The following is a 21914-nucleotide window of genomic DNA, read 5'->3' on the forward strand; positions in this document are numbered from 1 at the left end:
CGCATGCCAATGAGGGCGCGTTCGCGAGGCTTCGGGCGGGGCGGGCGTTGAGATCGTTGGGGGAATCCGGGCGAGCGCGGATGAGTGAGTTTTTCGTTCGACGGGACGGGCGCGGTTTGGGGCGCGAAAGAGGTTCATCACAACGAGCACAGCGGGTTCACAACGGACACGACGGGACCGCGCGCGCGTCCCCAACGCCGATCGGCCCCGGTGGGAGCGGGGGCCCAAAAGGTTTGGCGGCGGAGCCGCCCTGTCTTGCTGAGATGCGGGGGGTGCGCGGTCGGGGACATGACCGTCCGCTCGGTGTCGCCGTGTCCGTAGTGACCTCGTCGTGCTCGCTGTGATGAAACCCTTGGTCGGCGCGCCGCCGGTGAGAGGGAAACCCCTCACCCTTTCGGTTTGCGGATCGCTGCGCTCTCCGAACCTCAAGCCCTCTCCCTCAGGGAGAGGGAGAGGGCGCAGCGGAGACGCCAGCGCCCCCCTACTCCGCCGCGATCGGGACCTGGTCGTTGGCGGTCTGCTCCTGGGCTTCCCACTCCTCGATCTTGCGGGCGGTGTATTCCGGCGACCGGGTGAAGCGGGCCAGGGCGCCGTAGATCACGGGCACGACGAACAGGGTCAGCAGGGTCGCGAACATCGCGCCGGTGAAGATCACCACACCGATGGTCTGGCGGCTGCCGGCGCCCGCGCCCTGCCACAGCATCAGCGGCAGGGCCCCGAAGGCGGTGGCGATCGAGGTCATGATGATCGGCCGCAGACGCAGGGACGAGCTTTCGACGATCGCCTCCTTGATGGACCGGCCCTGGTCGCGCAGCTGGTTGGCGAACTCCACGATGAGGATGCCGTTCTTGGCCGCGACCCCGATCAGGATGATCAGCCCGATCTGGGAATAGATGTTCAGGCTGGACCCCGCCATCAGCAGGCCGAACAGCCCTCCGGCGGCGGCCAGCGGCACCGTCAGCATGATGACCGCCGGGGTGATCCAGCTCTCGAACTGGGCCGCCAGCACCAGGAACACCAGCAGCAGCGCCAGACCGAACGCGGCCAGAACGGCCCCGCCCGCCTCTTGCTGGTCGCGCGCCGTGCCGCCGTACTGGATGTTGACGATGCCCTGCGGCTGCTGGGCGACCTGGGCGTCCATGAAGGCCACGGCGTCGGCGATGGTCATGCCCGGGTTGAGGTCCGCCTGCAGGGTGATGGCCCGCTGGCGATCCAGGCGGCGACGATCCGGTGTCGCGCCGGTCGTCTCGGTCGAGACGACGGAGGACAGAGGCACCAGGGTCCCGCCACCGGTCCCGACGTACAGGGTGTTCAGATCGGCCAGGGACGAGCGCCGCTCGCGGTCGGTCTGAAGGATGACGTCATACTCCTGGCCGCCGCGCAGATAGGTGGTGGCGCGGCGGGAGCCGAACATCGTCTCCAGCGTGCGGCCGATCTCCTGGGACGACACCCCGAGGGCGGCGGCGCGCTGGGGATCGACCTCGACCAGAAGGCGCGGCGAATTGGGTTCGTAGTTCAGGCGCGGACGCGAGAAGCCGGGATTGGCCTGCGACGCCAGCAGGATGGGCTGCAGCCACTGGAAGATCTCGTTGTAGTCCGAGCCGGTGACCACCAGGTCGATGGAGTTGCCGCCGCCGCCGCCGCCCCGCTGGAAAGCGCCGGGCGTGGAGGCGTTGACCTGGGCATCGACCTGGCCGCGCAGCTTGCCGTTGATCTCCTGGGCGATCTCGTCGGCAGACCGGGTGCGCTCGGACCAGTCCTTCAGCACCATGACGGCGTTGCCGGAGTTGAAGCTGCCGCCGCCGAAACCGGGGGCGGAAACCAGGAAGCTCTCCACCTCTCCGGCCTCGCGGTATTCGGCCAGGATGGGCTCGAGGCCCAGCATGATCTGGCGGGTGTAGTCGAAGCCGGCGCCCTCGGGGCCCTGGACGCGGACGGTGACCCGGCCGCGGTCTTCCGGCGGGACCAGTTCGTTGGGCAGGTTCAGGAACATCAGGCCCGCCCCGCCGCCGATGACCAGCACCATCGCCGCCACGCCGATCACGGCGATGCGGCGTCCGACCAGCATGTCCAGCGAGTTGGCGTAGGAGTTCTTCAGCTTGTCCATCGCGAGGTCCACCCGCCGGGCCACCCAGCCCCCGCCCGAGGCGGGGCGCAGGATCTTGGAGGCCAGCATGGGAGACAGGGTCAGGGCCAGGAAGGCCGAGAAGGCGATCGAGGCGGAGATGGCCACGGCCAGTTCCACGAACAGTCGGCCGACGTAGCCCGGCAGGAACATCAGCGGGGCGAACACCGACAGAAGCACGACCGTGGTGGCCACCACGGCGAAGAAGACCTGACGCGTGCCACGCTCGGCGGCGACGAGGGGCGGCTCGCCGTGATCCAGGCGTCGCTGGATGTTCTCCGTCACAACGATGGCGTCGTCCACGACCAGGCCGATCGCCAGCACCAGGGCCAGCAGGGTCAGCAGGTTCAGTGAAAAGCCGAGGGGGGCCAGGACGATGAAGGTGGCGAGAAGGCAGATCGGCGCCACGATAGACGGGATCAGCGCCGCCCGAAGCGTGCCCAGGAAGATGAAGTTGACCAACGCCACCAGCACCAGGGCGATGCCGATGGTGATCCAGACTTCCTCGATCGCGTGCTTGGTGAAGACCGAGTTGTCGGAGCCGACGACCAGTTCCGTCTCGGGCGGCAGGCTGGACTGGATGTCCTCGGCCAGGGCGGTGACGCCCTTGGAAATTTCGAGGTCGTTGGCCTGGGCCTGACGGGTCACGGCCAGGCCGATCTGGTCCAGGCCGTTGCCGCGAAACAGACGGCGGGTCTCTTCGGGAGCCTCCTCGACGCGGGCGATGTCGCCCAGGCGGGTGACGTAGACCGGCCGGCCCTGGAGCGCGCCCTGCGCGCCCGATCCGGTCGGCTGGGCCCCGGTGGAAACGGCCCCGGACGCGCCGGCCGAGGTCTGGGACGCGTTGCCGGTCGAACTGATCGGGAGCTGGGCGAAGTCTTCGGCGCGCGCATAGGTGCGGTCGACCCGGATCGTGTAGTCCTTGTCCGTCGACTCCAGCGAGCCGGCGGGAAGCTCGACGTTCTGGCGGGTCAGGGCCTGCTCGACCTGGGTGACGGTCAGGCCCCGCGCGGCCATGGCCTCGGGGTTCAGCCAGACCCGCATGGCGTAGCGCTGCTCGCCGTAGATCTGCACCTGGGCGACGCCGGGCACGGTCGCGAGCCGGTCCAGCAGATACCGGTCGGCATAGTCGGTCAGCTCCAGCCGGTTCATCGTGGCTGAGCGGAGGAACAGGATCATGATCGGCTGGCCGTCGGAGTCGGCCTTGGCGACCTCGGGCGGATTGGCCTGGTCGGGCAGATTGCCCTGAACCCGGCTGACGCGGTCGCGCACGTCGGAGGCCGCGACGTCGATGTCGCGGCCCAGGGCGAACTCGATGGTGACGTTGGACCGGCCGTCGCGGCTGGTCGAGGAGATCCGCTCGATCCCCTGGATACCCGCGACCTGCTGTTCGATGGGCTCGGTGATCTGGTTCTCGATGACCTCGGCCGAGGCCCCGGCATAGCTGGTCGAGACCGAGACGATGGGCGGGTCGACGTCGGGCAGTTCGCGCACCGGCAGGAAGAAGAAGGCCGCCGCCCCGATGACGCACAGCACGATGGCCGCCACGGCGGCGAAGACCGGGCGGCGGACCGCGACATCAGAGAGCATCATCGCGCGGTCGCTCCTGCTGGCGTGCGTCCCTGGCCCTCGCCCCCCGCGCCGGCGACGCGGATGGGAGCGTTGGGCTGGATGCGGTTCAGGCCCGAGCCGACGACCCGGTCGTTGGCGGTCAGGCCGGACACGATCTCGACGAAGCCGCCTTCGACCGCGCCGGGCTCGACCTCGACGCGCTGGGCGGTGGCGCCGTTCTCTCCGGGGGCGATCCGGTAGACGAAGGCGCTCTCGCCCTCGTACTGGACCGCGGATTCAGGCACGGCCGGGCTTTGTCGCTGTCCCTCCTGGATGCCGACGCGCATCAGCATGCCGGGACGAATGCGGCCGCCGGGATTGGAGAACTCGGCGCGGGCGGTCACGGCGCGGGTCGTCTCGTTGATCCGGGTGTCGATCAGGGCGATGCGGCCCGTGAAGGCGTCTTCGCCATAGGCGTCGGCCGTCGCGGTGATGGGCAGGCCCTCGCGCAGCACGCTCAGGTACCGTTCGGGCACCGGGAAGTCGACGCGGATGACGGAAATATCGTCCAGAGTGGTGATCACGGCCCCGGGGCTGATCAGGGTGCCCGCCGTGATCGTCGACAGGCCCAGGACCCCGGCGAACGGGGCCCGGATGACGCGGTCGCCCTGTCGGGCCTGGGCGGCGGTCAGGGTGGCGCGCGCCGTTTCGACGGCGGTTTCGGCGTCCTCGGCGGAGACGCGGGGGGCGACGCCCCGCTCGGCCAGTTCGCGGAAGCGTTCGTATTCGCGCTCAGCCTGGGCCAGGTTGGCGCGGGCCTGAATGATGGAGGCTTCCTCCTCGCCGGCCTGCAGCCGGACCAGCGGCGCGCCCGCGGCGACCCTCTGGCCGTCCTGGAACAGCACGGCGGTCGCCAGCTCGGACGTCGCCGAGGTGATGTTGACCGAACGGCGGCCCCGGGCCACGCCCAGGACGTCGATCTGGTCGCTGAAGGGACGCAGCGTCACCACCGCTTCGGACACGGCCTGGCTGCGTCCGCCGCCCGGTCCGCCCGGTCCGCCGCCACCCGCGCCCTCGTCCTCGGCGAAAGCGACGCGCAGCACGGCGGCCACGATCATGAGACCGAGCACCACGGCGGCGGCAACGAGAAAGAAGTGACGTTTGATCACGCGCGCATGTCTCGGAGGCTGAAGGAGCGGTTGGCCATAACGTTTCCGCCACGTCAGGCAACCTAAACAGTTTGTAACGTTGACCGTTCCCGTTTCCGTCGCGCGATTGGTCGCAGGTCTCAGAAGCGTCTCCAGAGCGCCACGACGGGCCCCGCGGCGAGGGGCGTCTCGCGTCCTGCGACCGCTCGCCGCCAGCCCGTCTGCAGGCTCCAGCGACCCAGGTGGCGGACGACCGACGTCTCGACCGATAGCCATCTTGCCCCATCGTCGTCGGTGACGCCACCGAAGGCCTGGACCAGGACCGTCCAGTCCGCGCCGAAATGCGCGCCCGCCGTCAGGTCGGCGCGGACCTCGTCGGGCAGGCCGTCGCGCCTGCGCCGGGCCAGCTGCGTCTCCACGAACATCCGGTCCGCGCCCCAGCGACCCGCGACGGCCGCGGGCGCGCCGAACCCCCGCCCGGCCGCGACCCGGACCTCCCAGTCGCTGTCCCCGACGCCCGGCGCGGCATAGCCGGCGTTGCGACCCTGGCCGCCGTCGGCATAGCCGGCATAGAGGCTGACGGCGGCATGGTCGTCGCGCCACGCCTGCCAGGTCAGGCCGATCTCGACCGGGCCGCGTCCGGAATAGTCGACGAAGGCGTCCTCGCCCGACTGCCAGTCGCCCTTCAGCTGCAGGGTGATCCGGTCCGTCAGGCCGTATTCGGCGAAGACGCCCGCCGCCCGATCCTCGCGCGGAGCGGGCAGCGGCAGGGGGGCGCCTGAACGGTCATAGCCCTGGGTCGCGCGCATGACCTCGGCCTTGGCGATGACCTGGGCCTGGCCCTTCTTCTGGGCCCAGGCGCTGGCCTGGGCCGACGAAACCGCAGCCACCGCGAGCGTCGCGCCCGCGATGACGGCCAGACGCATCAGGCGTCGTAGCCGGGGGACTTCCGGTCCAGCAGCCGGAGCGCGCCCGGCCAGGCCAGGCCGGAGATGAAGCCGATGCCCTTGCCCTGTTCCTTCGTCTCGGCCTGGGCGGCATCGGGGGCCATCAGGACATGCTCGCGGCCGCCCGAGAGCGCCGCAACCTGCTGGGCGCAGGCCCGCTCCAGAAAGAACATGCCGACCCAGGCCGCCGCCGCCGTCTGACCGACCGCCAGCGTCCCGTGGTTCCGAAGCAGCATCAGGGGCTTGTCGCCCAGGTCCGCCACCAGCCGCTCGCGCTCGTCGTGGTTAAGCGCCAGCCCCTCATAGCCGTGATAGGCGACCTGATGCTGCAACAGGCAGGCGTTCTGGCCGATCGGCAGCAGGCCTTCCTGCTGGGCCGCCACGCCGACACCGGCCACCGTATGCAGATGAATGACGAAATGGGCGTCCTCGCGCGCTGCGTGGATGGCCGAATGGATGGTGAAGCCGGCCGGATTGATGAAGCTCTGCGTCTCCTGGACGACGTTGCCGTCCAGATCGACCTTCACCAGGGACGAGGCGGTGATCTCCTCGAAATAGTAGCCGTAGGGGTTGATGAGGAAGTGATGCTCGGGCCCCGGGACGCGCGCCGAGATGTGGGTGAAGATCATGTCGTCCCAGCCGTGCAGAGCCACCAGCCGGTACAGCGCCGCAAGGTCGACCCGGGCCTGCCACTCCTCGGCCGAGACGCGCGATTTCAGAGAGGGGGTCGAACCGTCGGCCATGATGCGTCTCCTGGATCGTTTCGAGCGACCCTCGCGCCAACGTCCGGTTGGGTCAAGAACGCCGCCGATTCAGGCTTCATTAACCGAGTTTTCACGTCCGACGGCCAAGCTGACGCTCGCTCGGACCTTCTCCGACCGGAGCCGCCTCGTGACCGCTGTCGTGCAGATGCAGACCTATCGCGCCGAAGAGACGGGTGAGGCGTCGGCCGCGGCCCGCCTGCTGGACCTGGCCCGCTCCAAGTCGACCGAGGACCGCCGCCGGCTTCTGCTCGGCATCACCGCCCTGTGCGACGCGACCCCGCCGGGGGCCGAGGCCTCGCCCCTGCTGGGCGACATCTTCATGATCCTGGCCCGGCAGGCCGAGCGCGATATCCGGAAGGCCCTGTCCGAGGCCCTGGCCAAGGCCGAATGGGCCCCGCCCGCCCTGGTCGCCATGCTGGCCCTGGACGAGATCGAGATCGCCCGTCCGGTCATCGCCAACAGTCCCCTGCTGAAGGACCAGGACCTGCTGCGCGTCCTGGTCGAGGCCACCATCGAGCACCAGATCGAGGTCGCCCGCCGCCCCCACATCTCGGGCCAGGTCGCCGACGCCATCATCGACCGGGCCAATCCCGCGACCCTGACGGCGCTGGCCGGCAACAGGACCGCCGAGATCTCGGAGACCGCGCTGGAACGGCTGATCGACCATTCGCGGCGCATCGCGGCCCTGCGCGCGCCCCTGACGCGCCATCCCCGGCTGAACGACACCCTGGCGACCCAGCTGTATCAGTATGTCGGCCAGGCCCTGCGCGAGGCGATCGGCGAGCGGTTCCGCGTCGATGAGAGCAAACTGGCCAGTGCCATCGACGTCGCCACCCGGCGCGTGGAGCCCGAAAAGGCCGAACCGAAGGGGATCGAGCAGGCGGTCAGCGTCGTCGAGCGCGACGAGATGGAACGCCGCCTGGTGGCCAAGCTTCAGACCGGAGGCCAGCTTCGCGCCGGCTTCCTGATCCGCGCGGTTCGCGAAAAGCGCCTGGGCCTGTTCGAGCACGGGATCGCCGCCCTGTCGGGCTTCAGCCTGACCCAGGTGCGCGCCGCCATTCTGCGCCCCAGCGCCGACGCCCTGTTCCTGCTGTGCGCCTCGGTCGGCATCGACCGCGCCGTCTTCCCGGCGGTCCTGGACGAGATCCGCCAGCTGTCGGACGGTTGGCCGGGCGACGCGGACACCGGCCTGCAGGGGCGGATGTCCCTGCCCCCCTCCGCCGCCGCGCGCGAGTTCCGGGCCATGCTGGGGCACGTCGGCGACTGACCCCCGGCGGCATCGTTTGACTTCGCCGCCCCGCTCGGGCCACCTCGCCGTGTGAATCCGGTTCCTGCCCCTTCCCGCATCGCCATCTGCGCCAGCGACCGGCCCGAGGCGCTGGCCGCGCGCGATCGCCTGGTCTCCCGTTACGGATCGGTGGCGGAAGCCGAGGCCGACGTCATCGTGGCCCTGGGCGGCGACGGCTTCATGCTGGAGACGCTGCACGCCAACCTCAGCCGGCGCACGCCGGTCTATGGGATGAACCGGGGCTCGGTCGGATTTCTGATGAACGACTATGAGGAGGACGGACTGCCCGAGCGGGTCGCCGCCGCCGGTCGCGCCGTCATCCATCCCCTGCAGATGGACGCCTGGACCGAAAGCGGCCAGGCCCAGTCCGGGCTCGCCATCAACGAGGTGTCCCTGCTGCGCCAGACCCGCCAGTCGGCCAAGCTGAAGATCAGCGTCGACGACAAGGTGCGGCTGGAGGAACTGACGTGCGACGGCTGCATGGTGGCCACGCCGGCCGGATCGACCGCCTACAACCTGTCCGCCCACGGCCCGATCATTCCGCTGGACGCCCGCATGCTGGCGCTGACGCCCATCAGCGCCTTTCGCCCCCGGCGCTGGCGCGGGGCCATGCTGTCGCACCGCGCCAAGGTCGAGTTCGAGGTGCTGGAGGCCGACAAGCGCCCGGTCAGCGCCGTGGCCGACGGGCTGGAGGTCCGCAACGTCGTCCGCGTGGCGGTCAAGGAGCGCCGCGACGTCGCCCTGACCATGCTGTTCGACGCCGGCCGCTCGTTCGAGGAGCGGGTCCTGGCCGAGCAGTTCATGGCCTGAAGGCCACATCTTCAGCTCTAGGCTGTTGAAGTCACGGCTTCTTAAGGGGCGTGTGCGCACTGTTCACGGAGCAGTCCTCAGGAGCGTCTCATGAGCAACCCGGCTCAGGTCATCCGCCCGCCCAACGTCCTGCGCGCCAAGGTCGGCGGCGGGTTCGGCGGCATCAACGCCGATGCCATCGCCAGGGCCGAAGAGGCCCTGAAGGCGATGTCGGGCCAGTTCGGCCAGTGGCTGCAGGACGAGATCACCAAGCTGGACACCGCACAGGCGACGATCCGCGTCGAAGGCTATACGCCCCAGACCGCCGAGGGCCTGTATTTCCGCGCCCATGACCTGAAGGGCCTGGGCTCGACCTACCAGTATCCGCTGGTCACGCGCCTGGCGGGATCGCTGTGCAAGCTGATGGACGATCCCACCCGGCGCATGGACGCCCCGATGATGCTGATCGACGCCCATATCGACGCCATCCGCGCGGTCGTCCGCGACCAGATCCAGACCGACGACCATCCGACCGGTCGCATCCTGGCCGAGACGCTGGAAGCCAAGGTCGCCGCGCACCGCGCGGGCTGAGCCTTTCGCCGAAGCCTGAGCCTCAGGCCGCGTTCGCCGCGATCGCCCGTGACGGGCCCTGTGCGGGCTGATCCAGCCGTTCCATCAGATAGGCCACGTCGTCGCGCGGGGCGTTGGGGCGCTGGGTCAGGAAGCGTTCCAGCATCTGCTCGCGGAAGGCTTCGCCGGAGGTGTCGACGCCCTCGGCCGAGAGCTGGCGCCAGGTGTCGACCCCGGCGCGGAAGGCCTGGAACAGGCGCGGCGGCAGGCCCGCCCGGTCATAGATGGCCTTGAGCCCCAGAGGACCGGCGTCGTGAACCATCAGCCAGGCGCGATGGTGCGGCGTCGAGGACAGTTCGGCGACGCCGTGCTCGAACAGGGCCATCTTGCCGCGCGCCAGGGCCCGCAGCAGCAGGGAGGCGGTCAGCGCCTTCCTCGCATTCAACTGGGCGACGAAGGTCGTCAGGTCGGCGCCGGCCGGGGCCTGGTCGATCAGGTCGACGGTCGCCCGCTCGCGCGCGAAGGTCGACAGGCGGATGGCGGTCTCGGGCGCGATGGCGTGGCGGCTGACCAGATGCTCGCGCACCGCCTCCGACGCCAGGGCGACCAGGCGTTCGGTGATGTCCAGCGGCAGGACCTGGCGATAGGCCAGGGCGGCCACGACCTCGGGCGCCGATCCGAAGCGGTCGATGGCGCGGCCCATGGCGCGCTCGGACAGGTCGGCGTTGTCGTTGGAGGCCAGGGTGCGGACGGCCGTCTCGACGCCCTCGGCGGCCACAACGTCGGCGACGTCGCGCGACACGCGCGGGCGGGCGGCGACGGCGACCTGGCGGGCGGCAGAGCCGGCGCGAACGATCTCGATCAGGTCCTCGTCGGCGAAGACGGGAGAGGAACCGATGATGGGCAGGGCGATGGAATCGACGTCCATGGCCAGCTTGCGGGCCACGTCGCGCGGCAGAAGATCGGAACTGCGCAGCGTCACCGCCAGAGCGCGGCGCACCAGTTCGGCGGCGTCGTCGGCCAGCATGCGCATGATCTTGTGGGCGGCCTCGCGGTCGACGTCGTCCAGCTCGGCCCGGTCCATGCTGCGGCACAGCTTGTGCGCGGCGGCGGCCCGGTCGTCGTCGTCGGACGCCTTGATCAGGCGGCGGATGTCGAACTCTGTCAGTCGGGCGCGGTGGGCGGTCATGGTGCGGTCAGCATCTCCTGAGTCGGAGCGGAGCGTGAACCGCCAGGCTTAACGGCCGGTTTACCAAGAGCCTCCGGACGACGATTTCGGCTCGGGCCCGAAGGCCCCGCCGAAGCCGGAGGACTTGCCGTCCCCGTCCTGGCCGAGCAGCAGGGACAGGAGGCTCTGATCCTGTTTCAGACGGTCCATGCGGGCGGCGATGGCCAGCTCGCGCTCGTCCAGCAGGGGGGCGGCGGGGGCGGCCGGGCCGATCACGGGGGCGGGGCCGCCGGCGGTGCTCTGAAGGTTGGCGTGGACCTCGGCGACGGTGGCGGGGCGGCCGTTGCGATAGAAGATCGAGCGATTGGCCGCGGCGGCCTCGGGGAACAGGGCGACGGCGCTGGCGCCCGGCCGGGTCGCCATGGCCTCCATGATCCGCGCGGCTCCGGCCGGGCCCAGGAAATGGGCGGCGTAGAGGTCGCCGGCACCGGGATCGCGACCGGTGCGACCCCTCAGATAGGCCGCGTTCTGGGCCGTCAGCTCGCCCGCCATAAGGGAGGCGGCCTGGGGGTCGAAGCGCAGATCCAGCACGACGTTGCGGGCCGAGCCCTCGACCCGCCAGCGACCGTCGGCGCCCCGATGGATCAGGTCGGCATATTGGCCATAGCCGTGCTTGGCCCCGTGCTGCTTGACCGTGGCCAGCCACGTCTGCTCGATGAATTGGAACAGGCCGGACGCAGACGACGTGGGCGCGCGGGCGTTGGGGTTGAAAGCGCTCTCTCGGCGAGCGGTCTTCATCAGGAAGTCGAAGTCGACGCCGGTCGACTGGGACGCGCGACGGATCGCGGCCTCTACCCCTCCCGATGCTGGAATCGCCCTGACGGTCATGGGCCCAGAGGCTGCGAGAACGTGGTTAAGCGAGCGTTAATGTCCGTTAACGGCGGCCGGTCATCACGCAGATGATCCCAGGAACCTCAGCGGGTCGAGGGCGGCGGCGTGGGTGCCGCGCGGCCGTGCCTCGATGCCGGCAGCGACGATCCGGGCGACCAGGGGGGCCAGCAGCCAGCCGTTGCGGCGCGGGGCGAGGGCCAGGTGGACGCCCTGCCTCGCCGGTCCGGCGAGCGGGAGGCCGTCGGGGCTGGTCCCCCGGACCGCCGCCCGCCAGTCGACGGGGGCGTCGATGGGGTGGCCCAGCAGGACCTCGGCCATGGCGATCAGGCGGGCGGAGGCGTCGGGATCGACGAGGGCGGGGGATTGGCCCTCGACCATGGTGGCCCCGATCAGGGCCCCCTGCCCGGCCGGAACGACATAGCCACCGGGGCCGCGCAGGACGCGGTCGGTGAGGGGCCGGCCGACGAAGCCGATCTGTCCGGCGATGGGACGGACCCCGGCGACGGCGCGGGCGGCGGCCTCGGGCAGTCCCGGGATGGGCGGCGCGGCCCCCGTGGCAAGGACGACGGTCCGGCATCGGACCGCGTCGGCGGCGGTCTGGACGGTCCAGCCCTGGCCGGACGGCTCCAGCGAGAGGGCCGAGCGGAGCGTCAGGCGCTGGCCGAGGCCGATGAGGAGATGGTCCAGCGCCTCGGCCGCGTCGATGCGGATGTCGTCGGGCGCGCTGACGCCGCCCGCATCAAGCTCCGCGCGGAAGCCGAGGGCGCGCAGGCGGGCGGCGACGCCGTCGGGATCGGGGCCGCGCCAAACAGCCGGGGTCGGGTCCAGCGTCAGGTCGTGGCGGTCCGCGAACGCGGGCCACAGGGCGGCGGCGTCCCTCAGCAGGGTCGCGCGAGCGGGATCGGCGTCATCCAGCAGGCTCTCGAAGGCCGGGGCGATCATGCCGGCGGCGATGGCGGAGGCGTTGGAGCCGCCTGGGTCGATCACCCGGACGTCGGCCCCCCGGGAGGTCAGCTCCGCCGCGACGGCGAGGCCCAGGACGCCCGCGCCGAGAATGACGATGTCGCAGGAGAGGTCGGCCACTGCGGCTGCTTCGACCGGAAGGACGGGGAATGCAAGCGCTGAGGGTCTCCTCCCTGCGCCGAAGGCGTGGGGAGGTGGATGCGAGCCCTTGCGAGCAGACGGAGGGGTTCTGGCCGCGACGAAGAACCCCTCCGTCTCTCCGCTTCGCTCCGAGCCACCTCCCCATTCGCCGAAGGCGAACGGGGAGGAGACGCAGTTCTAGCCTACTCCGCCGCGAGGACCGCGGGTTCGCCCCGGGCGGCGGCGAGGCGGCCGGTCAGGGCGGCGTGCTGGGACCAGAGGCGCTCGGGCAGACGGTCGCCGAACTGGGCGTAGAAGTCGGGGATCATAGAGGCCTCTTCGGCCCAGACCTCGGCGTCGACGTCCAGCAGGGTGGACAGCTGGGCCTCGGTCAGGTCCAGGCCGTCCAGGTCCAGGGCGGCGCGCGACGGGACGCGGCCGACGGGGGTGTCGAGGGCTTCGGCCTCGCCGTCGATGCGTTCGGCGATCCACTTCAGAACGCGGGCGTTGTCACCGAAGCCGGGCCAGACGAACTTGCCCTCGTCGTCCTTGCGGAACCAGTTGACGAAGAAGATGCGCGGCAGTTTGGCGGCGTCGGCCCGGTCGCCCATGGCCAGCCAGTGGGCGAAATAGTCGCCCATGTTGTAGCCGCAGAAGGGCAGCATGGCGAAGGGATCGCGGCGCAGCTCGCCGACCTTGTTCTCGGCCGCGGCCGTGCCCTCGCTGGCCACGGTCGAGCCCATGAAGACGCCGTGTTCCCAATCAAAGGCCTCGGTCACCAGGGGCACGGCCGAGGCGCGGCGGCCGCCGAACAGGATGGCGTCGATCGGCACGCCTCGCGGGTCTTCCCATTCGGGCGCGATCGTGGGGCACTGGCCAGCCGGGGCGGCGAAGCGGGCGTTGGGATGGGCGGCGGGCTCGCCCGAGGCCGGGTCGTGAGGCGCGCCCTTCCAGTTGGTCAAACCCTCGGGCGCGGTCTTCGACAGGCCTTCCCACCAGACGTCGCCGTCGGCGGTGAGGGCCGTGTTGGTGAAGACGGTGTTGGTGGCCAGGGTTTCGAGCGCGTTCTGGTTGGTGTTGCGGCTGGTGCCCGGGGCGACGCCGAAGAAGCCGGCTTCGGGATTGACCGCATACAGCCGCCCGTCGTCGCCGAAGCGCATCCAGGCGATATCGTCGCCGACCGTTTCGGCGGTCCAGCCCGGCAGGCTGGGCTGGAGCATGGCGAGGTTGGTCTTGCCGCAGGCGCTGGGGAAGGCGGCGGCCATGTATTTGATCCGCCCCTGGGGGCTGGTCAGCTTGAGGATCAGCATGTGCTCGGCCAGCCAGCCCTCGTCCCTGGCCATGACCGAGGCGATGCGCAGGGCGTAGCATTTCTTGCCCAGCAAGGCGTTGCCGCCGTAGCCCGAGCCGTAGGACCAGATCTCGCGCGTCTCGGGGAAGTGGACGATCCACTTCTCGGGATTGCAGGGCCAGGCGACGTCGACTTGACCCTCGGCCACGGGCGCGCCCAGGGTGTGGACGCAGGGCACGAAGACGCCGTCGTCGCCCAGGGCTTCCAGCGCGGCGGCGCCCATCCGGGTCATGATGCCCATGGAGACGGCGACATAGCCGCTGTCGGTGATCTCGACGCCGAGGGCCGACAGCTCGGAACCCAGCGGGCCCATGGAGAAGGGCACGACATACATCGTCCGTCCGGCCATGCAGCCATCGAACAGGCCGTCCAGTCGGCCGCGCATCTCGACCGGGTCGGACCAGTTGTTGGTCGGGCCGGCGTCGACCTCGTCCTGCGAGCAGATGAAGGTGCGGCTTTCGACGCGGGCGACGTCCTTCGGATCGGAGGCGGCGTAGAAGCTGCCGGGGCGCTTCACCGGGTCCAGGGCCTTCAGCGTGCCCTTCTCGATCAGATCAGCGACGATGAGGGCCTTTTCGGCCTCGGAGCCGTCGCACCAGTGGACGCGGGCGGGCCGGGTCAGGGCCGCGATCTGTTCGACCCAGGCGACCAGACCCGCGTGACGGGTCGGCGCCGGGTGCAGGCCCGGGATGGTCGAGGTGGATGGCACGCGCAGGCTCCTGAAACGTCCTCGGCCCGACCGGTCTGACGCCCGCCGTGGCCCTCTCCTGATTGTAACAGGTCTTCACGGCCTGTTTCACGCCGCAATGACACCCGTCCTGCCGCCGCGTCAACCGGCGCAAGATTTCGCCCCCGGCGAAGCCGAACCTCGTCGAGGCGGAGCGGAAACCGGTCGCGTGACGCTTCCGTCGGCTGTATTCGAGGGCGGTGCAGACGCTTGATCCCATCCAGACGGCCGCGCCCCCGGGGGCCCTGGCCTCGCCCGCCGTGGCGCGCAACACCGCCGCGATCCTGGAGGTCCTGCGCGCGCATCTGCCTGCGGAAGGGCGGGTGCTGGAGATCGCCTCGGGATCGGGCGAGCATGCGGTGGCCTTCGCCCGCGCCCTGCCCCGCACGACCTGGACGCCGAGTGATCCGTCCGCCGAGGCCCGGGCCAGCATCGCCGCATGGGCCGCCGGGGCCACCCTGCCGAACCTGAGGGCCCCGCTGGCGCTGGACGCCGCCGATCCGGACGGGTGGCCGGCGCTGGACGTGCAGGTCATGGTCTGCATCAACATGATCCACATCAGCCCGTGGTCCGCGACTGAGGGGCTGATGGCCGGTGCCGGGCGGGTGCTGCCCGATCCGGGCGGGCTGCTGGTGCTGTATGGGCCGTTCCGCGAAGCGGACGCGCCGCTGGCGCCGTCGAACGCCGCCTTCGACGAGAGCCTGAAGGCACGCGATCCAGCCTGGGGCCTGCGGGACCGGGACGCGGTCGTGGCCTGCGCGCGGTCGAACGGACTGCATCTGACACGCCGCGTCGAGATGCCCGCCAACAATCTGATGCTGCTGTTCCGCCGCGTGACCTGACCCGGAGATCGATGATGAAGGCCCTGATCCTCGCCCTGGCCCTGGCTTCGGCCGCGACGGGCGGCGCCGCGCAGACCGCGCCCGCCCTGCCGCCGGCGGCGGCACCCTCCTACGGCCCTCCGGTATCGCTGGAGGTCGCGCAGGACCTGATCGACCGGACGATGGCGCACGGCGCGGCCAACGGATGGCGCCTGGCCGTCGCCGTCGTCGAGCCGTCCGGAGCCCTGGTCGCGTTCGGACGGATGGACGACACCCAGTACGGCTCCATCCACGTCGCCCAGAGGAAGGCGGAGACCTCGGCCCGCTATCGGCTGGCGACGGCGGCCCTGGAGGAGCGCGTCGTGGCGGGGCGGCTGGTGATCCTGGCCAACGAAGACACCCTGCCCTTCCCCGGCGGGCGGCCGATCGTGATCGACGGGCGGATCGTGGGCGCCATCGGCGTGTCGGGCGCGACCTCGGCGCAGGACGACGAGGCGGCGCTGGCGGCTCTCGCGACGCTGGCGGGCGACTGATCTCTTGGCCTTCGCCCGCGTGTACGACGGTCCGGAACCGGTCCGGATCAACAAATGGCTGGGTCAGACCGGCGTCTGCTCGCGCCGCGAGGCCGACGCCCTGATCGCCGACGGTCTGGTGTCCATCGACGGCGAGGTGGTGACCGACGCGGGCAGAAAGCTGTCGCCGGGCCAGACCCTGACCCTGGCCGACCGGGCCGAGGCGGCGTTGAGCCAGGGCGTGACCATCGTGATGCACAAGCCGGTCGGCTATGTCTCTGGCCAGCCGGAACCGGGCAAGGTCCCGGCCGTGCGGCTGCTGACCGCAGAAAACCGGATCGGCGACGGCGAGGTGCCGGCGGCGGACGCCTCCCTGCCCCCGATCGGACGGCTGGACGAGGATTCGCGTGGCCTGCTGCTGCTGTCGTCGGACGGGGTCGTGGCCAAGGCGGTGATCGGGCCGGCCTCGACGCTGGACAAGGAATATGTGGTGCGGGTCGCGGGCGACGTGACCGAGAAGACGCTGGCGACGCTGCGCTACGGCATCATGCTGGACGGGCGTCAGCTGAAGCGGGCCCGGGTCTCGCGGATGGAGCAGAACCGGCTGCGCTTCGTCCTGACCGAGGGGCGCAACCGCCAGATCCGGCGGATGTGCGAGCGCGTCGATCTGGAGGTCACCGACCTGATGCGGGTGCGGATCGGGCCGATCCGGCTGGACGGGCTGGCGGAGGGACGCTGGCGGCGGCTGACCCCCGAGGAGCGAGCGGCGCTGCTCGGGGGCTGAGGCCGATCAGCCGGCGTCGGCCGCCTGAGCGGCCATCTGCTCGGCCTGACGCTCGAGGTCATCGGCCTGTTCGATCAGCCGGGGACCGAGGGCGCGGAGTTCGGCGTCGGTGACGGTGTTGCCGCGACGGCGGTTCTCCTCGATCTGTTCGGCGCGATAGGCGGGATCGGCGAGGCGGCGGCCTTCCTGGCGCATGTGGTCGGCGCCGCGACGCATTTCCTCGGCCCCGCGACGCATCTCGACGCGGGCGTCGGCCATGGCGCGTTCGGCGGACCGCATCGCCACGCGGGCGTGCTGACGGGCCTGATCGCCGGCGAGGCGGGCGTGCTCCCCGGCGACCCGGGCGTGGTCGGCGGCGGCGCGGGCGCGAGACTGGGCGTCGGCGCGTGCGGCGTCGGCCCGGGCCAGGGCGTCGGCGCGTGCGGCGCGGGCCTGGGCCTGGATGTCCTCGCGATCGGCGCGGGCCTCTTCACGCGCGGCGCCACGCTCTCGGGCGCTCCGGACGTCGTCGCCGGAATAAACCCAGACGCCCCGGCCGTCGGCGGGCGGCGCGGGTGGCGCAGGCGGGGCCGGAGGCGCGGGCGGGGCGAGCGTGGTGATCGAAACCGGAGGCGCGGGCGGAGCCGGCGGGGCATAGGCGACCTGGCGCGGCGGGGCGGGAGGCGTCGGGGGGACGGGGGCCAGGGCCGCGAACGGCACCTGGGGCGCGCGGCTGGCCAGTTCGAAGGCGGCGATCGGGGTGGCCACGACGGCGAGGCCGGCGACGGCGGCGACGATCAGGGCGGGGCGGCGGCGGCCGGGGGTCTCGGACATGATGTGGGCGATCCTTTGCTTGAGGGGGGTTCCGCGGGCGGCCATGGCGGCGGCGGCCAGAGGGGTGGGCGCGGTGCGGGTGGCCAGGCCGATCAGGGCCCGGGCATAGGTGGTCCGATCGACGTGACGCAGGGCGGCGGCGTCAGCGGCCTCCTCCGAGCGATCGATCAGGGCGCGGTGCAGCACCCAGACCAGGGGGTTGAACCAGAACAGGGCCAGCGCCAGCCGCGACAGGACGAGGAACAGCCAGTCCCGTCGGCGCAGGTGCCCCATCTCGTGGGCGATGACGGCCTGAGCGGTCTCGGGCCGGGCCAGGGTCGCGCGGTCCAGCAGCACGACACCGGGCGGCAGGCCCCAGCTGAGGGGGCCGGGGGTGGCGTCGCTGAGCCGCAGAACCGGTGGGCGGCGGGGGCCGGTGTGATCGGCGAGGGCCCGGGTCCAGGCCGACGTCTCGACCGCCCGGCCTGTCGCCGTCCAGCGCGCCAGTGTCCAGACGCCGAGCGCGAACCGCCCCGCCACGAGGACCGCGCCCAGCGACCAGATCATGGCCAGGAGTTCGGCCGGCGACGGTACCATGACGGCCCCCGACAGGCTGAGCCCCTCGGTCGGGCGGATCGTGCCGGTCCACAGGGGCGTGGCGACGGCGGCGACGGTCTCGACCGGCGGCAGGAGGGCGAGGCGCAGGGACGGCCCGAACGCCATAACCAGCGGCAGGACCAGCAGGATCACGACCGTGGCGCGCAGGATGTCGGACCGGTCGACGGCCCGGCGGGCGACGAAGGCGGACAGGGCGAGGCCAAGCCCGGCGATCAGGGCGGACTTGGTCAGGAGAGCCAGCAGCAGGGCGCTCATTGCTCAGGCTCCCGGGCGGCGTCCAGCAGGCGTTCCAGCGCCGCGATCTCCTCGGGCGAAAGGGGGCCGCTCATGCCCAGCAGCGCGGTCGCGGCCCCGGCGGCCGAGCCGGCGAAGAAGGTGTCGACCATGCGTCGCAGAGCCCCCGCCGCGACGGTCGCCGCGCCGGGAACGGGTCGATAGACGAAGCCGGACGGGCCGGTGTCGCGCGCCACCAGACCCCGCTCCTCCAGTCGCTTGAGCAGGGTGCGAACGGCCGAATCGCTGAGCGGATCGGAAAGAGCGACGCGGACGGACGCCGCCGTCGCCTCGCCCAGACCGCACAGCCGCTCGAAGACCTCCCGCTCCCGTCTGGGCAAACCGTCGATCATGGCCGGGCCTCTCCGCTACATTTGTAGCGTTACATATGTAGCGGATTGCGGCGGGATTGGGGCGGGCGAATTAAGCTTGGGTCAGTGTTGCATTTAACCGATCGGTTATATAAAGACAGGCTCTGTTCCTGGAAGGAGATCTCCCGTGCCCGTATCCACCATCGTTCCCTGCCTTTGGTTCGACACCCAGGCCGAAGAAGCGGCCGAGTTCTATGTCTCGGTCATACCCGGCTCGACGATCGACGCCGTCCAGCGCGCGCCGGGCGACTATCCGGCGGGCGAGGCGGGCGACGCCCTGATGGTCGAGTTCACCCTGGGCGGCGCGCGGTTCACGGCCCTGAACGGCGGGCCCTATTTCAAGTTCAACGAGGCCATCTCGCTGCAGATCGAGGTCGAGGACCAGGCCGAGATGGACCGGCTCTACGCCGCCCTGTCCGTCGTGCCGGAGGCCGAGCAGTGCGGCTGGCTGAAGGACCGCTATGGGCTGAGCTGGCAGCTGGTGCCCAAGCCCTTCATGGCCCTGATGAAGACCCCGGACCCGGCGGTTCGCGAGCGGGTGTTCAAGGCCATGATGGGGATGAAGCGGCTGGACATCGCCGCCCTGGAGGCCGCCGCGCGGGCCTGACGGCAGGGACCCGGGCGGGGCGCGTCGATCGCGGGCGAAGACAGGCCGCGATCGATCCGCTATCTCGGCCCTGACCGGGCCGGACGGCCCCGCCATCAGAGGGACCAGACCCCGCGTGACCCTGACCTTCGAGCCGACGCCGCCCCTTCTCGTGCCGACCGTGGGAGGCGATGACTTTCCCGTCCGCCGCCTGTTCTGTATCGGCCGCAACTATGCCGACCATGCGCGCGAGATGGGCGCGGACCCGGATCGGGAGCCGCCCTTCTTCTTCACCGCCTGGGCCGAGACGGTCGTGGCGGGCGGCGGCACCCTGCCCTACCCGCCCGGAACCGCCGACTATCACCATGAGGTCGAGCTGGTCGTCGCCATCGGCGGGTCGGGGCGCGACGTACCGGTGGCCGAGGCGGCGGGCTTGATTTACGGCTATGCGGTCGGTCTGGACATGACGCGGCGCGATCTGCAGGCCGCGGCCAAGTCCGCTGGCCGTCCCTGGGACACCGCCAAGAACGTCGAACGATCCAAGCCGGTGGGCACGATCCATCCGGCCGCGGGATTCGATCCCGGCGCGGGGGCCATCACCCTGTCGGTCAACGGCGAGCGTCGCCAGACCGGCGACCTGTCGGACCAGATCTGGTCGGTGCCCGAGGTGATCGCCCACATCTCGACCCTGTACCGCCTCCAGCCCGGCGACCTGATCTTCACCGGCACGCCCGCCGGAGTGGGCCCGGTCGTGCCGGGAGACACGATCGTGGCCGCGATCGCGGGACTGGGCGACCTTACCGTCACCATCGGGCCGGTAGAGGCGTGAGCGCGATGATCCTGCACAGCTATTTCCGATCCTCGGCCGCCTGGCGGGTCCGCATCGTCCTGGCCCTGAAGGGGGTCGAGACCGAGGTCCGGCATCAGCACCTGAGGAAGGGCGAGCACCGGTCGGCCGACTATCTGGCGATCAATCCGCAGGGCCTGCTGCCGAGCCTGGTACTGGACGACGGCACGGTGCTGACCCAGTCGATGGCCATCTGCGAATATCTGGACGAGCGGTTCCCCGAACCGGCCCTGCTGCCGGTCGATCCGGTGGCCCGGGCCCAGGTGCGCGCCTTCGCCCAGGTCATCGCCTGCGACATCCATCCGGTGCAGAACCTGAAGGTTCTCAAGGCGCTGGAGGCGCTGGGCCATGGTCAGGACCAGCGCGACGCCTGGGCGCGCGAGGTGATCGCGGGCGGGTTCGAGGCGCTGGAGGTGCTGGCGAGCGCCCAGCCCGGACCCTTCGCCTTCGGGGAGCGGCCTTCGATGGCCGACGTGCTGCTGGTGCCGCAGATGGCCAATGCGCGGCGCTTCGGCGTCGCGTTGCGCTGGCCCCGACTGGCGGCGATCGAGGCGGCCTGCCTGGCCCTGCCTGCCTTCGCCAACACCCGGCCCGAGCTGCAGCCGGACGCGGAATAGGAGACGGCGATGAAGGTCGTCATCGTCGGCGCGGGGCATGCGGGCGGGTCGGCCGCCGCCCTGCTGAGGGCCTCGGGCTTCGAGGGCGAGATCGTGATGATCGGCGAGGAGCCCGCGCCCCCCTATCAGCGCCCGCCCCTGTCCAAGGCCTGGCTGAAGGGCGAGGCGGACCTCGACAGCCTGCTGCTGCGCCCGGCCGAATACTATGCCGAGCACGGGATCGACCTGAGGACCGGGACCATGGTCGTGTCGATCGCGCGCGGCGAGCGGACGGTCAGCCTGTCCGACGGGACGGTCGAGACCTATGACGCCCTGATCCTGGCGACCGGATCGACGGGGCGGCGGCTGCCCCTGCCCGGCGCCGAACGGCCCGACCTGATCGAGCTGCGGACCCTGGCGGACGCAGAGCGGCTGAAGGATTGGCTGAGCCCGGGGCGGCGACTGGTCATCGTCGGCGGGGGCTATGTCGGACTGGAGGCGGCGGCGTCGGCGCGGTCCCTCGGATGCGAGGTCGTGCTGCTGGAACGGCTGGATCGGGTGCTGAAGCGGGTCGCGTCCGAGCCGCTGTCGGCTTTCTTCACCGAGCGCCACCGGGCCGAGGGGGTCGACATCCGGGTGGGCGTCGAGGTCGCCGGGTTCGAGGACGGCGGCGTGCGGCTGGGCGACGGGACCCTGGTCGAGGCCGATGTGGTGCTGGTCGGGGTCGGGGCCCTGGCCAACGACGATCTGGCGCGGGCGGCGGGTCTGGACTGCGACGCGGGCGGCTCGGGCGGGATCCGGGTGAACGAGACGGCGCGGACGTCGGACCCGGCCATCTACGCCATCGGCGACGTGACCCTGCGGCCGGTGCCGGTCCATGGCTGCGTCGTGCGGCTGGAGAGCGTGCCCAATGCCCTGGAGCAGGCGCGTCAGGCCGCGCACGCCATCGTCGGACGCCCGCAGAGCGCGCCAGAGGTGCCGTGGTTCTGGTCGGACCAGTACGACGTCAAGCTGCAGATCGCCGGCCTGCCGATGGAGGCCGACCGGACGCTGGTGAGGGGCGATCCGGCGGCGGGCCGGTTCGCCGTCTTTCACCTGAGCGGCGACCGGATCGTCTGCGTCGAGGCCGTCAGCGCCCCGCCCGAATTCATGGCCGGAAAGCAGCTGATCCAGCGGCGCACGCCTGTGGATGTCGCGAAACTGGCCGACCCTGCCGTGTCGATGAAGGCGGTGGCGGTCGAGGCGTAGGGCCGTCGGCGGCCAAGGGGGATCACCTTTTACGCTCATCCCCGCGAAAGCGGGGACCCAGTTC

Annotated in this window: 20 protein-coding genes; 10 read left to right on the forward strand and 10 right to left on the reverse strand. The window is 71.2% G+C overall.

From position 1 onward, the window contains the following. Nucleotides 1-481: 481 nt before the first annotated feature. The 4 genes from ABN401_RS15870 to ABN401_RS15885 form a co-directional block, all read right to left on the reverse strand. The gene (locus ABN401_RS15870) at nucleotides 482-3715 is read right to left on the reverse strand and encodes an efflux RND transporter permease subunit (protein WP_349685872.1); all 3234 of its coding nucleotides are present in this window, start codon (nucleotides 3713-3715) and stop codon (nucleotides 482-484) included. Next, nucleotides 3715-4845 carry an efflux RND transporter periplasmic adaptor subunit gene (locus ABN401_RS15875; protein WP_349685840.1) on the reverse strand — a complete coding sequence of 377 codons (1131 nt, stop codon included), beginning with the start codon at nucleotides 4843-4845 and terminating at the stop codon, nucleotides 3715-3717. The genes ABN401_RS15870 and ABN401_RS15875 overlap by 1 nt, the downstream gene beginning before the upstream one ends. Before the next feature lie 119 nt (nucleotides 4846-4964). Then, nucleotides 4965-5750, reverse strand: a complete 786-nt coding sequence (locus tag ABN401_RS15880) for a hypothetical protein (protein WP_349685841.1) — start codon at nucleotides 5748-5750, stop codon at nucleotides 4965-4967. Then, the gene (locus ABN401_RS15885; protein WP_349685842.1) at nucleotides 5750-6514 is read right to left on the reverse strand and encodes a class II aldolase/adducin family protein; all 765 of its coding nucleotides are present in this window, start codon (nucleotides 6512-6514) and stop codon (nucleotides 5750-5752) included. The genes ABN401_RS15880 and ABN401_RS15885 overlap by 1 nt, the downstream gene beginning before the upstream one ends. 148 nt (nucleotides 6515-6662) lie before the next feature. On the opposite strand from ABN401_RS15885, the gene ABN401_RS15890 reads away from it, so the two are divergent. The 3 genes from ABN401_RS15890 to ABN401_RS15900 all read left to right on the forward strand — a co-directional run bounded on the left by ABN401_RS15890 (nucleotide 6663) and on the right by ABN401_RS15900 (nucleotide 9203). Further along, a complete protein-coding gene (locus ABN401_RS15890) occupies nucleotides 6663-7802 on the forward strand; it encodes a DUF2336 domain-containing protein (protein WP_349685843.1) in 1140 nt (379 codons plus the stop codon). Between the two features lie 51 nt (nucleotides 7803-7853). Further along, nucleotides 7854-8633 (forward strand): NAD kinase, encoded by a 780-nt coding sequence (locus tag ABN401_RS15895; RefSeq protein ID WP_349685844.1) that lies wholly within the window; start codon nucleotides 7854-7856, stop codon nucleotides 8631-8633. A 90-nt stretch (nucleotides 8634-8723) separates the two neighbouring features. Continuing rightward, complete coding sequence (locus ABN401_RS15900; protein WP_349685845.1) at nucleotides 8724-9203, forward strand: RNA-binding protein; 480 nt, start codon at nucleotides 8724-8726, stop codon at nucleotides 9201-9203. Between the two features lie 22 nt (nucleotides 9204-9225). On the opposite strand, the gene spbR is transcribed toward ABN401_RS15900, so the two are convergent. The 4 genes from spbR to ABN401_RS15920 all read right to left on the reverse strand — a co-directional run bounded on the left by spbR (nucleotide 9226) and on the right by ABN401_RS15920 (nucleotide 14384). Continuing rightward, nucleotides 9226-10371 (reverse strand): SpbR family protein, encoded by a 1146-nt coding sequence (spbR, locus tag ABN401_RS15905; RefSeq protein WP_349685846.1) that lies wholly within the window; start codon nucleotides 10369-10371, stop codon nucleotides 9226-9228. Nucleotides 10372-10431: 60 nt separating this feature from the next. Next, on the reverse strand, nucleotides 10432-11238 hold the full coding sequence (locus ABN401_RS15910) for a transglycosylase SLT domain-containing protein (protein ID WP_349685847.1): 807 nt from the start codon (nucleotides 11236-11238) through the stop codon (nucleotides 10432-10434). A gap of 63 nt (nucleotides 11239-11301) precedes the next feature. Beyond that, nucleotides 11302-12324 (reverse strand): NAD(P)/FAD-dependent oxidoreductase, encoded by a 1023-nt coding sequence (locus ABN401_RS15915; protein ID WP_349685848.1) that lies wholly within the window; start codon nucleotides 12322-12324, stop codon nucleotides 11302-11304. Nucleotides 12325-12527: 203 nt separating this feature from the next. Then, the gene (locus ABN401_RS15920; RefSeq protein WP_349685849.1) at nucleotides 12528-14384 is read right to left on the reverse strand and encodes a phosphoenolpyruvate carboxykinase (GTP); all 1857 of its coding nucleotides are present in this window, start codon (nucleotides 14382-14384) and stop codon (nucleotides 12528-12530) included. 218 nt (nucleotides 14385-14602) lie between these two features. On the opposite strand from ABN401_RS15920, the gene ABN401_RS15925 reads away from it, so the two are divergent. The 3 genes from ABN401_RS15925 to ABN401_RS15935 are packed head-to-tail and all read left to right on the forward strand — an operon-like array spanning nucleotide 14603 to nucleotide 16519. Further along, the gene (locus ABN401_RS15925; protein WP_349685850.1) at nucleotides 14603-15244 is read left to right on the forward strand and encodes a DUF938 domain-containing protein; all 642 of its coding nucleotides are present in this window, start codon (nucleotides 14603-14605) and stop codon (nucleotides 15242-15244) included. Nucleotides 15245-15258: 14 nt separating this feature from the next. Further along, entirely contained in the window at nucleotides 15259-15756 is a 498-nt protein-coding gene (locus tag ABN401_RS15930) for a GlcG/HbpS family heme-binding protein (RefSeq protein WP_349685851.1), read from the forward strand. A gap of 4 nt (nucleotides 15757-15760) precedes the next feature. After that, nucleotides 15761-16519: a pseudouridine synthase gene (locus tag ABN401_RS15935; RefSeq protein ID WP_349685852.1), complete on the forward strand. Its 759-nt coding sequence runs from the start codon at nucleotides 15761-15763 to the stop codon at nucleotides 16517-16519. Nucleotides 16520-16525: 6 nt separating this feature from the next. Here the strand turns inward: ABN401_RS15935 and ABN401_RS15940 are convergent, their stop codons facing one another. Further along, nucleotides 16526-18184 carry a M56 family metallopeptidase gene (locus ABN401_RS15940; protein WP_349685853.1) on the reverse strand — a complete coding sequence of 553 codons (1659 nt, stop codon included), beginning with the start codon at nucleotides 18182-18184 and terminating at the stop codon, nucleotides 16526-16528. Continuing rightward, the gene (locus ABN401_RS15945) at nucleotides 18181-18555 is read right to left on the reverse strand and encodes a BlaI/MecI/CopY family transcriptional regulator (RefSeq protein WP_349685854.1); all 375 of its coding nucleotides are present in this window, start codon (nucleotides 18553-18555) and stop codon (nucleotides 18181-18183) included. Before ABN401_RS15945 ends, ABN401_RS15940 begins: the two co-directional genes overlap by 4 nt. A gap of 145 nt (nucleotides 18556-18700) precedes the next feature. Between ABN401_RS15945 and ABN401_RS15950 the strand changes: the two genes are divergently transcribed. The 4 genes from ABN401_RS15950 (at nucleotide 18701) to ABN401_RS15965 (ending at nucleotide 21850) form a co-directional block, all read left to right on the forward strand. Beyond that, nucleotides 18701-19180, forward strand: coding sequence for a VOC family protein (locus ABN401_RS15950; protein WP_349685855.1), 480 nt, complete (start codon nucleotides 18701-18703; stop codon nucleotides 19178-19180). A gap of 115 nt (nucleotides 19181-19295) precedes the next feature. Beyond that, entirely contained in the window at nucleotides 19296-19988 is a 693-nt protein-coding gene (locus ABN401_RS15955; RefSeq protein WP_349685856.1) for a fumarylacetoacetate hydrolase family protein, read from the forward strand. Nucleotides 19989-19993: 5 nt separating this feature from the next. Beyond that, a complete protein-coding gene (gene maiA / locus ABN401_RS15960) occupies nucleotides 19994-20623 on the forward strand; it encodes a maleylacetoacetate isomerase (protein WP_349685873.1) in 630 nt (209 codons plus the stop codon). Nucleotides 20624-20632: 9 nt separating this feature from the next. Then, nucleotides 20633-21850: an NAD(P)/FAD-dependent oxidoreductase gene (locus ABN401_RS15965; RefSeq protein WP_349685857.1), complete on the forward strand. Its 1218-nt coding sequence runs from the start codon at nucleotides 20633-20635 to the stop codon at nucleotides 21848-21850. Nucleotides 21851-21914 lie beyond the last annotated feature (64 nt).

Source organism: Brevundimonas aurifodinae, from assembly GCF_040195595.1.
Classification (GTDB): domain Bacteria; phylum Pseudomonadota; class Alphaproteobacteria; order Caulobacterales; family Caulobacteraceae; genus Brevundimonas; species Brevundimonas aurifodinae.